Origin of the sequence: Streptomyces sp. CA-278952, assembly GCF_028747205.1 — a bacterium.
GTDB lineage: Bacteria > Actinomycetota > Actinomycetes > Streptomycetales > Streptomycetaceae > Streptomyces.
Map to the genome: position 1 here is coordinate 1,883,640 of NZ_CP112880.1, position 12,609 is coordinate 1,896,248.

7 protein-coding genes are annotated in these 12,609 nt (G+C 72.4%); 1 reads left to right on the plus strand and 6 read right to left on the minus strand.

What is annotated here, in order from left to right:
- Positions 1 to 56: 56 nt before the first annotated feature.
- The 6 genes from N7925_RS08085 to N7925_RS08110 form a co-directional block, all read right to left on the minus strand.
- Complete coding sequence (locus N7925_RS08085) at positions 57 to 1,367, minus strand: M50 family metallopeptidase (protein WP_274343479.1); 1,311 nt, start codon at positions 1,365 to 1,367, stop codon at positions 57 to 59.
- Positions 1,364 to 2,617, minus strand: a complete 1,254-nt coding sequence (gene dxr, locus N7925_RS08090; protein WP_265599020.1) for a 1-deoxy-D-xylulose-5-phosphate reductoisomerase — start codon at positions 2,615 to 2,617, stop codon at positions 1,364 to 1,366. The genes N7925_RS08085 and dxr overlap by 4 nt, the downstream gene beginning before the upstream one ends.
- Before the next feature lie 222 nt (positions 2,618 to 2,839).
- A complete protein-coding gene (locus N7925_RS08095; protein WP_274343480.1) occupies positions 2,840 to 4,795 on the minus strand; it encodes an acyl-CoA dehydrogenase family protein in 1,956 nt (651 codons plus the stop codon).
- Between the two features lie 260 nt (positions 4,796 to 5,055).
- Positions 5,056 to 6,501, minus strand: a complete 1,446-nt coding sequence (locus N7925_RS08100; RefSeq protein WP_274343481.1) for an aldehyde dehydrogenase family protein — start codon at positions 6,499 to 6,501, stop codon at positions 5,056 to 5,058.
- 217 nt (positions 6,502 to 6,718) lie between these two features.
- Positions 6,719 to 8,293: a PucR family transcriptional regulator gene (locus N7925_RS08105; RefSeq protein WP_265599023.1), complete on the minus strand. Its 1,575-nt coding sequence runs from the start codon at positions 8,291 to 8,293 to the stop codon at positions 6,719 to 6,721.
- 227 nt (positions 8,294 to 8,520) lie between these two features.
- The gene (locus tag N7925_RS08110; RefSeq protein WP_274343482.1) at positions 8,521 to 10,917 is read right to left on the minus strand and encodes an ATP/GTP-binding protein; all 2,397 of its coding nucleotides are present in this window, start codon (positions 10,915 to 10,917) and stop codon (positions 8,521 to 8,523) included.
- Positions 10,918 to 11,170: 253 nt separating this feature from the next.
- Between N7925_RS08110 and gabT the strand changes: the two genes are divergently transcribed.
- Positions 11,171 to 12,511, plus strand: coding sequence for a 4-aminobutyrate--2-oxoglutarate transaminase (gabT, locus tag N7925_RS08115; protein ID WP_274343483.1), 1,341 nt, complete (start codon positions 11,171 to 11,173; stop codon positions 12,509 to 12,511).
- Positions 12,512 to 12,609: the final 98 nt, after the last annotated feature.

Below are 12,609 nucleotides of genomic sequence, written 5' to 3' on the forward strand. Positions count from 1 at the left end.
TGAGCGGCCGGACACGGGGTGTGTGCCCGGCCGACACCTGGGGGCGGTCCGGCCGCTCAGGAGATCTTGACGGGGTTCACGATGTCGGCCACCAGGACCAGCAGCGTGAAGCAGATGAAGAGTCCGGCGACCACATAGGCGACCGGCATGAGCCGGGCCACGTCGAACGGGCCGGGGTCGGGGCGCCGGAAGACCTTGGCCAGATTGCGCCGGAGGGACTCCCAGAGCGCGCCCGCGATGTGCCCGCCGTCCAGCGGGAGCAGCGGCAGCATGTTGAACAGGAACAGCGACAGGTTGAAGCCCGCGAGCAGGAACAGCATCAACGCGACCTGGTTCTGCGCCGGGATGTCGAGGTTCATCACCTCGCCGCCGATCCGGGCCGCGCCCACCACGCCGACCGGTGAGTCGTCGGCCCGTTGGCCGTCGCTGAAGGCGGCGTCCCAGAGGGCCGGGATCTTGGACGGCAGGGCGATGATCGAGTCGACGCCGTTCTCGATCATGTCGCCCATGCGGACGGTGGAGTCGGCGAAGGAGAGCGGCACGATCTCGGTCCGGGCGGCGAAGCCCAGGTAGCCCGCCTTGATGAACTGGTCCGGGACGACCTGGCCGTTGCCGTCCTTCTTCGCGACGGCGTTCTCGCGCAGGACGGCGTCGAGGGTCACTTCCTTGCCGTCGCGCTCGACGACGAGGGTGGCGGGGCCGATGGTCTCGCGGATGCGGTCCGAGAGCGTCGCCCAGTCGTCGACCTTCTTCCCGTCGAAGGCGACGATGCGGTCGCCCTCCTGGAGGCCGGCGGCCTTGGCGGGCGAGACCGGGTCGCCGTCCTTGCAGGTCTCGCGCTTGTCGCTCTGCGAGATCACGCACTGCTGGACGCCGGCGACCTCGGTGGTCTGTGTCTGGAAGCCGAAGGTCATCGCGACGCCCATGAAGATGGCGACCGCGAGGATCAGGTTCATGAAGGGGCCGGCGAACATCACGATGACGCGCTTCCACGGCTTGCGCGTGTAGAAGAGCCGCTTCTCGTCGCCCGGCTCCAGCTCCTCGTAGGCGGCGGAGCGGGCGTCCTCGATCATGCCGCGCCAGGGCGAGGTGGAGCGGGCTTCGAGCCGGCCGTCGGGTCCCGGCGGGAACATCCCGATCATCCGGATGTAGCCGCCGGCCGGGATGGCCTTGATGCCGTACTCCGTGTCGCCCTTCTTCTTCGACCAGATCGTCGGGCCGAAGCCGACCATGTACTGAGGGACCCGGACGCCGAACAACTTGGCCGTGGAGAGGTGGCCCAGCTCGTGCCAGGCGATGGAGAAGAGCAGGCCCACGACGAAGACGGCGATCCCCAGGACCGTCAGCAGGACCGAGGTCAGACTCATGCGCGCGCCTCCGCTGTCGCTTTCGCCGAGAGTTCCCGGGCCCGTGCGCGGGCCCACGTTTCCGCTTCGAGGACGTCCGCGACGCTGAGCGAGGTTCCCGGGGCGGGGGTGCCGTGTTCGGACACCACAGCGGTGACCGTATCCATGATTCCGTTGAAGGGCAGCTGTCCGGCGAGGAAAGCGTCCACGCATTCCTCGTTCGCGGCGTTGAAGACGGCCGGCGCGGTGCCGCCGAGCCCGCCCACGTGCCGGGCCAGGCCGACCGACGGGAAGGCCTCGGTGTCCAGCGGGAAGAACTCCCAGCTGGACGCCTTCGTCCAGTCGAAGGCGGGGGCGGCGTCCGGGACGCGCTGGGGCCAGCCGAGGCCGATCGCGATGGGGCCGCCCATGTCCGGCGGGGTGGCCTGGGCGAGCGTGGAGCCGTCGCTGAACTCGACCATGGAGTGCACGTAGGACTGCGGGTGGACCACGACCTCGATCCGGTCGAACGGAATGTCGTAGAGGAGGTGTGCCTCGATGACCTCCAGGCCCTTGTTGACCAGGGTCGCGGAGTTGATCGTGATGACCGGTCCCATCGCCCAGGTCGGGTGGGCGAGCGCCTGCTCCCGGGTGACGTCTGCCAGCTCCTCGCGCGTACGGCCCCGGAAGGGTCCGCCGGAGGCGGTGACGACGAGCTTGCGGACGTCGGCGCGGGTGCCGGCGGCCAGCGCCTGGAAGAGCGCGGCGTGCTCGGAGTCGACCGGGATGATCTGGCCGGGGGCGGCGAGCGCCTTCACCAGCGGGCCGCCGACGATCAGCGACTCCTTGTTGGCGAGGGCGAGCGTGCGGCCCGCCTCGAGCGCGGCCAGGGTGGGGGCGAGCCCGATGGAGCCGGTGATGCCGTTGAGCACGGTGTGGCAGGCGCTCGCGGCGAGGGTGGCGGCGGCGTCGGGTCCGGCCAGGATCTCGGGGAGCGGCTCGCCGGGCCCGTAGCTCTCCCGCAGCGCCGCGCGCAGGGCGGGGACCGCGTTCTCGGCGGCGACGGCGACCGTGTCGACCCGCAGTCGGCGGGCCTGCTCGGCCAGCAGGGCGACCCGGCCGCCGGCGGCCGAGAGCGCCGTGACCCGGAAGCGGTCGGGGTTGCGCAGGACCAGGTCGATGGCCTGGGTGCCGATGGACCCGGTGGAGCCGAGGATCACGAGATCCCGGCGGCCGTCCGCGGCGTCGAAGACGAGATGCGGATCGGCGAGGGGGGCGGGGCTGTCGCTCATGCCCCCATTGTTGCCGCTCCGGCTGTGTGCGGGGACAGCGCGTCCCGTGTGGGCCGCGCCGCCCCCTCCCGTCAGCGCGCCACGAGGCCGTCCGCGAAGTCCGGGAACACCTCGTGGAGCGCGGGAACGTCTTGCGTACGCGGCCGGGGTCGTCGTACGTGCGACGGGCGGGCAGGCCGGGGTGCGTCCGGTGTGTGGACGCACCCAGGCCGGCCCCGGGGTTCAGCGCACCGGGCGGTGCTGGTTCTCCTGTACGGAAGGGCCCGGGGTGGCGTCCGCGATCCAGGGGCCCTCGCCGCTGGGGTCGACGACACCCTCCTCCAGCCAGGTGTACGTCCCCGCCAGGACGCCGTCGACGACGCGCCGGTCGAGGTCGTCGGTGTTGGACCACAGCCGCGTGAACAGCTCCTCGACCCGGATGCGGGCCTGCCGGCAGAAGGCGTCCGCGAGCTGGTAGGCCTCGCGGCCGTGCTCCCCCGCCCCGCGCAGGTGCTCGGCGCGGACGCAGGCGGCGCTCATCGCGAAGAGTTCCGCCCCGATGTCGACGATCCGGCCGAGGAAGCCCTGCTTGGTCTCCATCCGCCCCTGCCAGCGGGACATGGCGTAGAACGTGGACCGGGCCAGCTTGCGCGAGGACCGTTCGACGTACCGGAGGTGACCGGAGAGGTCGCGGTGCCCGGCAGGGTGGAACTCGGCGTACGTACGCGGCAGTTGTCCCGGCCCGGCGACGAGCTTGGGCAGCCAGCGGGCATAGAACCCGGCGGCGTTCGCGCCCGCCTTCGCCTTGGCGGAGAGCGGCTTGTCGGGGTCGATGATGTCGCCCGCGACCTTGAGGTGGGCGTCGACGGCCTCGCGGGCGATCAGCAGGTGCATGATCTCGGTGGAGCCCTCGAAGATCCGGTTGATCCGCATGTCCCGGAGCATCTGCTCGGCGGGCACGGCGCGTTCGCCGCGGGCGGCCAGCGACGCGGCGGTCTCGAAACCCCGGCCACCGCGGATCTGGACCAGTTCGTCGGCGATCAGCCAGCCCATCTCGGAGCCGTACAGCTTGGCGAGGGCGGCCTCGATGCGGATGTCGTTGCGGTCCTCGTCGGCCATCTGTGAGGAGAGGTCGACGATGGCCTCCAGGGCGAAGGTGGTGGCCGCGATGAACGAGATCTTCGCGCCGACCGCCTCGTGCCGGGCGACGGGCCTGCCCCACTGTTCCCGGGCTCCGGACCATTCGCGGGCGATCTTCAGGGACCACTTGCCCACGCCCACGCACATCGCCGGCAGCGAGAGGCGGCCGGTGTTGAGAGTGGTCAGGGCGATCTTCAGACCGGAGCCCTCGGGCCCGATCCGGCAGGCGCCGGACACCCGGACCCGGTGGAAGCGGGTGACGCCGTTCTCGATGCCGCGCAGCCCCATGAAGGCGTTGCGGTGCTCGACGGTGACGCCGGGGGCGTCGGCCTCGACGACGAACGCGGTGATGCCGCCGGGGTGGCCCTCGGAGGCGGGGACCCGGGCCATGACGACGAGGAGGTCGGCGACGACGCCGTTGGTGGTCCAGAGCTTCACTCCGTCGAGGACGTAGTCCGGCCCGTCGGGCACCGCGGAGGTGGCGAGGCGGGCCGGGTCGGAGCCGACGTCCGGCTCGGTCAGCAGGAAGGCGGAGATGTCGGTGGTGGCCAGCCGGGGCAGGTAGACGTCCTTCTGCTCCTGGGTGCCGAAGATCTTCAGCGGCTGCGGTACGCCGATCGACTGATGCGCGGAGAGCAGCGCGCCGATCGCGGGGCTGACCGAGCCGGCCAGGGCGAGCGCCTTGTTGTAGTACACCTGGGTGAGGCCGAGCCCGCCGTACCTGGTCTCGATCTTCATCCCGAGCGCGCCCAGCTCCTTGAGCCCGGCGATCACCTCATCGGGGATCTTCGCCTCGCGCTCGATCCGTGCGCTGTCGACGTGCGTCTCGCAGAACGTGCGCAGCCGCGCCAGGAACTCCTCGCCGCGCCGGATGTCGTCGGGCGGCGGCAGGGGATGCGGATGGATCAGGTCGAGGCGGAAGCGCCCCAGGAACAGCTCCTTGGCGAAGCTGGGCTTGCGCCAGTCCTGCTCCCGGGCTGCCTCGGCGACCCGTCGGGCCTCGCGTTCGGTGACCTTGGGCGCCATGGGGGCCTGGGGGGTGTTGTGCGGTGCGGACATGCGGGACCTCACCTCGCCGCGCGCCACCGGACGGATGGACCCCGGGACCTGGACGCACGGACTGCTAGTCGCTGCTGCTACTGGGCTGCTCCTGGTCCGTATGTAACCCGTGTACCCGTGGTTCGGCACCCGCACGAGTGTCCGCGCGCGGCAACGCGGACGGCCCGAACCCCCGCACAGTCGGGTTCGGGCCGTCCGTTTCGCGCCTCCGCCCGCACCCGCTGTCCAGGCGGGGGCGCGGGCGGGGGGCGTCCGGGGGGTTACAGGGCGAGGCCGGTGAGGACCAGGACACGCTCGTAGGTGTAGTCGTCCATGGCGTAGCGGACGCCCTCGCGGCCGACGCCGGACTGCTTGGCGCCGCCGTACGGCATCTGGTCGGCGCGGTAGGAGGGGACGTCGCCGATGATCACGCCGCCGACCTCCAGGGCGCGGTGGGCGCGGAAAGCGGTCTGGAGGTCGTGGGTGAAGACACCGGCCTGGAGGCCGTACGGGGAGGAGTTGACGGCGGCGAACGCCTCGGCCTCGCCGTCCACCTTCTGGAGGGACATGACCGGGCCGAAGACCTCTTCGCGGGAGAGCTTCACACCGTCGGGGAGGCCGGCGACGACGGTCGGGGCGTAGGTGGCCCCGTCGCGCTTGCCGCCGGTGAGCAGGTGGGCGCCGCCCTGGACGGCCTCGTCGACCCAGGACTCGACGCGCTTGGCCGCGTCCTCGCTGACGAGGGGGCCGACGTCGGTGGCGGCGTCGGCCGGGTCACCGGTGACCAGGGCCTCGACGGCGGCGACGATCTTGGGGACGAGCCGGTCGTAGACGGTGGCGTCGGCGATGACGCGCTGAACGGAGATGCAGGACTGGCCGCCCTGGTAGTTGGAGAAGGTGGCGATCCGGGTGGCGGCCCAGTCGAGGTCCGCCTCCGAGGCGTAGTCGCCGAGGACGACGGCCGCGCCGTTGCCGCCGAGCTCCAGGGTGCAGTGCTTGCGGGGGACCGACTCCATGATCGCGTAGCCGACCGGGCCCGAGCCGGTGAAGGAGATGACCGGCAGCCGCTCGTCCTGGACGAGGGCGGGCATCCTGTCGTTCGGGACCGTCAGGACGGACCAGGAACCGGCCGGCAGGTCGGTCTCCGCGAGCAGCTCACCCAGGATGAGGGAGGAGATCGGGGTCGCCGGGGCGGGCTTGAGGATGATCGGGGCGCCGACGGCGATGGCCGGGGCGACCTTGTGGGCGCTGAGGTTCAGCGGGAAGTTGAAGGGCGCGATACCGAGGACGGCCCCGCGCGGGAAGCGCCGGGTCAGCCCGAGGCGGCCGGTGCCGCCGAGGTCGGTGTCGAGCCGCTGGGCCTCGCCGCCGTTGAAGCGGCGGGCCTCCTCGGCGGCGAACCGGAACACGGACACGGCCCGGCCGACCTCGCCGCGCGCCCACTTGACCGGCTTGCCGTTCTCCGCCGAGATCAGCTGGGCGATCTCCTCGGTGCGCTCCGTCAGCCGCCGTACGACGTGGTCGAGGGCAGCGGCCCGTACGTGTGCCGGGGTGGCGGCGAACTCGTCGCGCACCGCGTGGGCGGCGGCGACGGCCTCCTCGACCTGGGCGTCGGTCGGCACGCTGACGGTGCCGACGAGGCGTCCGTCGTACGGGTTGGTGACGTCGAAGCTGTCGGCACCGGTGGCCTGGCGGCCGGCCACCCAGAAGGCGTGGGGCGAAGTCATGGAGGTTCCGGCCCTTCGGAGGTCGTGAGGAGGTTGTCGTGAGGAGGTCGTGACCGAAGTCGTGACCGAAGTCGTGACGAAGGTCGTGGGCGCCCGGGAGGCTTCCCTCTGTGGTCCCACGGTAGGGCGGGGAGGCCGCGATCGTGTTTGTCCGGGGTGGAGTGGGACGGGCGTCCGCTGCTCCGATTTGGCCAGGGCTCGCGGGTGGGCCCTGGGGCTACTCCCCGGCGGGCGCCGCCGCCTCGGTCGTCTTGAGGGCGAGCCACAGCTCCATGCGGACGTCCGGGTCGTCCAGCGAGCGGCCCAGGATCTCCTCGACGCGGCGCATCCGGTAGCGCAGGGTGTGCCGGTGCACGCCCAGGTCGGCGGCGGCGGCGTCCCACTGGCCGTGGCGGGAGAGCCAGGCGCGCAGGGAGGCCACGAGGTCGCCGCGGCCCTTGGCGTCGTGCTCGTACAGCGCGCGGAGCATGCCGTCGGCGAAGGCCCGTACCGCGTCGTCGGCGAGCAGCGGCAGCACCGAGCCGGTGGCCAGCTCCTCGTGCTCGACCAGCGCCCTGCCGCGCCTGCGGGCGACGGAGAGGGCCTGTTCGGCCTGCTTGTACGCGGCGGAGACGGCGATCGGGCCCGAGGGGGCGGAGAGGCCGACCACGACGTCGCTGTCCTCGGCGCCGCCCTCGCGCGGGGCGCGGTCGTCCTGGGCCTCGGCGTAGGCGGCGCAGGCGGCGACGGCGGAGCCGCCGTCCGCGGCGAGCACGACGACGCGCTCCGCCTCGGGGACCAGGAGCAACGCCTCGCCGGTACGGGCGGCGGCGGCCTCCATCGTCTCGGTGAGCAGCTCGAATCCGGTCGGCGCGGAGGCCTCGGCGATGAGCAGCCGGAACGGGGCGTCGAGCAGCCCGCCGTAGAGGTCGCCGGCGACCGCCCGCGCGTGGTCGGGCTGCCCGGCGAGCAGCATGCGCAGGACGGCGGCGCCCAGGCGTTGCTCGGCACCCTGGAGTGAGCGGGAGCGGGCGGTGGTCAGGGTGAGCAGGGCGACGGCGGAGTGCACGGCGTAGCGCTCGGCGGTCCCGAGCGCCGCTCCCGTGCCGACGGCCAGCGCGCCGCGGGCCCGGCGGCCGGAGCCCAGCGACTGGAGCTCGACCCGGTCCTCGCTGTCGCCGACGACGATGCTGGCGGGGGCGGGGCGGTCCCGGAGCCGCTCGACGTCGGGGGTGAGGCGGGCGGCGCGGCGGGCGGCCCAGTCGGGGGCGGCGGCGAGGACCGCGCCGGAGGTGTCGTACAGCGCGGCCCAGCCGTCGATGTGGGCGGCGAGCCGGGCGAGGAGGTCGGCGGGCCCGTCCCCGGCGAGCGCGGCCTTCGTCAGCTCGCGCTGGGCCTCGAAGCCGGCGGTGACCGCGCGGTACTGGTCGGCGGCGATGGCGGCGGAGACGGCCTTGCTGATGGCGAGGAACGGGGTGCGGCGGGGGACTTCGAGGAGCGGCAGCCCGGCCTCCTCGGCGGCCTCCACGAGGGCGGCCGGGATGTCGTCGTAGTTCACCCCGACCGCGAACCCCACCCCGGCGACCCCGGCCCCGGCCAGCCGCCGCACGTAGCGCCGCATGGACTCGGGGTCGTCGGCGTCGAGATTGGTGGCGGTCACGAGGAGGAGTTCGCCGCCGTCCATGTACGGGACGGGGTCGGCCAGCTCGCTGGCGTGGGCCCAGCGCACGGGGGTGCCGAGCCGGTCCGCGCCCGCTCGCACGGTGAGCTTGAGCGCCGAGTGCTGGACGAGCGAGGCGAGCGTGGGGGGCATGGGCCGGGAACCCTCAAGGTCGGGGACGAGGTCGCGGCGCCACCGTGCGGACGGCCGGATCGCCGGCCGGATCGGTGACACCGAATTTCGCCGTCGCGTATGAACGGCCGCCTCCGATTCTGCCAGGGCGGCAGAGTGCCGGTAACCGCTCTCGGCCACCGCTCCCGGCCGTCCTTCGCGCTACTTCCCGGTAGGCGTTTCCCGCCAGGCGTTTCCCGCTAGGTCCCTCAGCCGTCGAGGTGGACGAGGAGAGGGGGCGCGTGTTCGCCGTGAACGGTGGTGAGCGAGAGGACGGCGTGCCCGGCCGGCACCGCGTACGCCAGCTCCGAGGCCGACCAGCGCTCCCGCTCGACCTGCCGTACGGTCACCGCGTCCGTGGTCACGGCCTTGCCGGTGACGAGTTTGCGCAGGGCGTGCAGGGCGCGGGTGAACGGCTGGTCGGCGAAGACGGTGTGCTGGGCGACCTCGCGGGTCTCGACCCATTCCTTGCCCCAGGCTTCGGCGAAGCGGGTGCCTTCCCAGGTGGTGATGCCGGGGAACGTCATCAGGCAACCGACCGCGCCGAGCAGCGCTGCGTGCAGATGCGGCCCCACGTCGTCGAGGGACCGCACGGCCAGGACCGCCCCGGCGTTCAGCTGCCGCAGACGCTGTACCGCCCGGACGGAGTCGGTGGTCATCGCGCTCGCGGCATCGTCCAGTACGAGCGCGGCGAAGAGCGAGGCGTCTCGACGCGCACCGACGCTGGCGACGAACTGGGCGAAGACCAGACGGGTGAGAATGCGCGAGGCTTCGGGGTGGCTCCGCTCCGGCAGCACGATCCGGACGCGCACCGGGTGTTCCAGGGCGCGCAGGGAGAAGGGCCTGGACCGACCCCGGGTGTCGAAGAAGGTACTGAAGGCGGGCCTGTCGAGAAAGGCGATCCGGTCCGCGAGCACTCCGCTGAGGTCTGCGGACGTACCCAGCTGGCGCTCGCGTGCGTCGACCTCCCGCAGATAGGAACGGTGTTCCTCGGGCTGGAGGTCGTCGCGGAGCAGGTCCAGCACCTGACGACCGCCGTCGAGCAGTTCCCGCAGTTCCGGCAGCGACGGAAAGCGGCCGCGGGCGGCGTTGAACGGACCGATCAGCTGGCCCAGCGTGACGGCGGCCCGGCGGCTGTCCACATCCGGCAGATCGCCGGTGAAGGCCTCCGACAGGAGCATCGCGGCCTCGTCCGGGTCGGTGATCCCGCCGTAGAGGTCGAGGTCGTACACCGAGTCGGCGTCGCCGATCTTCACCACGACGTCGTAGGAGGCCTCGGGCCCCAGCTCGACGCCTTCGGCGGAGACGACGACCACGGCCGCCCGCCCGGCCAGTGCCTGGAGGGAGAGCGACTCCACCACCGGCCTCACCAGGCGTCGAGTCCGGTCGGAGCCGTGGGGGCCGACCGCCAGAAGCGAGGTACCGAGGACCGAAGGGTCGAGAGCCGCTCCCGCACCCCTCCGGGCGGCGGGATTGCGCGGGTGTTCCGCGTAGGCGCCCATCCGCACCTGTGCGGTCAGCAGATCGTGGGTGGCGGCGCGGACCGGGAGATCGCGGTCGCCCGAGGGATGCAGACAGGCCGCCGCCCCGCGCTGCACCACTCCGTCGACGAAGACTCCGGTGGGAAGAGCCCCGGCCTCCACTCGCGACCACGCATGGCCGATCCTGGCGCAGTCGACATCGTTCATGCGCCGGGCGGCGACCTCGGCGGCAAGCCGGTCGGCGGCCCCGGGCTGCCCCGCAGCCCTCAGCTGCGGCCACACCGCGGGATCTTCCCCCGTCTCGGGCTCGGCTTCCGGAGGGGCACCGGCGGGGCCGGGCTTCCGGAAGAACTCCAGCCAGCCGCCGGTCCGGGCGAACGGCCACAGCAGAGCCGCCCCGATCAGAACGTAGACGGCCACCCCCATGACGGCAGCCGTCTCCGGATCGCCTCGGAACACGGACACCGGCACCAGCGCGTGAAGGACGGCGTAGAAGAACGGAAGCAGGCTCGTGCCCAGGACGATCCACACCACCAGGAGTCCCGAGAGCGCCGCGGCAAGGGCCCGGCCGGGCTGCGGCCGGTCCAGGACAAGCCTTCGGTACAGCGCCGGCCAGTTACCGAGCCGTCCGCAGAAATAGATCAGGAGGGCGGCGAAGAGACTGTTGTAGACGGCGCCGGCCGTCCGCGCGGACTGTCCGGGTTCGCCGCGCCACCAGTCGGAGGGGGTGAACAGCTTCAGGGGGAGCCGCTGCACGGCGATGTAGTCGGTGCGCCAGACCGCCCACGCGAAGACCCCACAGGCGATCGAGATGAGCGCACCCACGACCAGGGCGCGGGTGGGCACCTCGGCCGAATCTCCCGCCGGCCTCGGCCGGTACCCGTACCGCCAGAGGCCGGGCTCGGCATCCGCCCGATGCGCCCGGAGCCACTGCCGCACATCGAGGACCGCGGCGGGCGACCGGGGCGGATGCGGGGGCAGGGGAGGCGGAGGCGGCATGGGACGAGGCACCCTGGCGGCACCGGCCTCGTTCCCGTAGGAGCCGCCGAGCCACCGCGCGCCGGGATCGTCCGCACCCTGCCCGCCCTGCTCACGCTGCGAGTCGTACGTGCCCTCGGTGCCCATTGCCACTGCTCCCCTGACGTGCCAAGGCGGTATCTCGGTGCAGTCGCTCAATCTAGTACTCGGAATCAGTACGTCATGGTCATTCACGGTTCCCGGACCGCCTCGCCCCGCCACCCGCCCGCCACTCGCCCGCGATCTGTCCGCCGAGGACAAGGACACGCCCCCACCACTCCCGTTCGGAGCATGCCCGCACCCCTCCCCCGCCCCTAGCCTGCGAGGAGAAGAGCGTCCGAAACACCCCCAGGAGCCCCTCATGACCGCAATCCCGCAGGAGCGCCGCGTCGTCACTGCCATCCCCGGCCCGAAGTCGGTGGAGCTGCAGGCTCGCCGCCTCGCCGCCGTCGCCGCAGGTGTGGGCTCCACCCTGCCGGTGTTCACCGCCCGTGCGGGCGGCGGGATCATTGAGGACGTGGACGGCAACCGGCTGATCGACTTCGGGTCCGGGATCGCCGTGACCTCCGTGGGCGCCTCCGCCGAGGCCGTCGTGCGGCGGGCCTCCGCGCAGCTCGCGGAGTTCACCCACACCTGTTTCATGGTCACGCCGTACGAGGGGTACGTCGAGGTCTGCGAGCAGCTCGCCGAGCTGACGCCGGGCGACCACGCGAAGAAGTCCGCGCTGTTCAACTCGGGCGCCGAGGCCGTCGAGAACGCGGTGAAGATCGCCCGCGCCCACACCAAGCGCACCGCCGTCGTCGTCTTCGACCACGGCTACCACGGCCGCACCAACCTCACCATGGGCATGACGGCGAAGAACATGCCGTACAAGCAGGGCTTCGGCCCGTTCGCGCCCGAGGTCTACCGCGTCCCGGTCGCCTACGGCTACCGCTGGCCGACCGGGCCCGAGAACGCCGGCGCCGAGGCGTCCGCGCAGGCCATCGACGAGATCACCAAGCAGATCGGCGCGGACAACGTCGCCGCGATCATCATCGAGCCAGTGCTCGGCGAGGGCGGCTTCATCGAGCCGGCCAAGGGCTTCCTCCCGGCGATCGCGCGGTTCGCGAAGGACAACGGCATCGTGTTCGTCGCGGACGAGATCCAGTCCGGCTTCTGCCGTACCGGCCAGTGGTTCGCCTGCGAGGACGAGGGCATCGTCCCGGACCTGATCACCACCGCCAAGGGCATCGCCGGCGGCCTGCCGCTGTCCGCCGTGACGGGCCGCGCCGAGATCATGGACGCCGCGCACGCGGGTGGCCTGGGCGGTACGTACGGCGGTAACCCGGTGGCCTGCGCCGGTGCGCTCGGGGCCATCGAGACGATGCGCGAGCTGGACCTGAACGGGAAGGCCAAGCGGATCGAGGAGGTCATGAAGGGCCGCCTCGCCGAGATGCGGACCAAGCTGCCGAACGGCGACATCATCGGCGACATCCGCGGTCGGGGCGCAATGATCGCGATCGAGCTGGTGAAGTCCGGCACGAAGGACCCGGACCCGCAGGCGGCCGGCACGCTCGCGAAGGCCTGTCACGCCGAGGGCGTCATGGTCCTGACCTGCGGTACGTACGGCAACGTCCTGCGCTTCCTTCCGCCGTTGGTGATCGGCGAGAACCTGCTGAACGAGGGCCTCGACGTGATCGAGCAGGCATTCGGCACGCTCTGACCCTCCGAACCGAAACCCGGGAACGGACGGGGGCGGGTGGCCTTTCGCCGCTTCCGTCCGCCATCCGGGTGATGGCCTGTGAAGAACGTGTGCGGGGG

Coding starts and splice junctions, on each gene's coding strand:
- N7925_RS08085 (WP_274343479.1), bottom strand. CDS start 1,367: ATGAGTCTGACCTCGGTCCTGCTGACGGTCCTGGGGATCGCCGTCTTC.
- dxr (WP_265599020.1), bottom strand. CDS start 2,617: ATGAGCGACAGCCCCGCCCCCCTCGCCGATCCGCATCTCGTCTTCGAC.
- N7925_RS08095 (WP_274343480.1), bottom strand. CDS start 4,795: ATGTCCGCACCGCACAACACCCCCCAGGCCCCCATGGCGCCCAAGGTC.
- N7925_RS08100 (WP_274343481.1), bottom strand. CDS start 6,501: ATGACTTCGCCCCACGCCTTCTGGGTGGCCGGCCGCCAGGCCACCGGT.
- N7925_RS08105 (WP_265599023.1), bottom strand. CDS start 8,293: ATGCCCCCCACGCTCGCCTCGCTCGTCCAGCACTCGGCGCTCAAGCTC.
- N7925_RS08110 (WP_274343482.1), bottom strand. CDS start 10,917: ATGGGCACCGAGGGCACGTACGACTCGCAGCGTGAGCAGGGCGGGCAG.
- gabT (WP_274343483.1), top strand. CDS start 11,171: ATGACCGCAATCCCGCAGGAGCGCCGCGTCGTCACTGCCATCCCCGGC.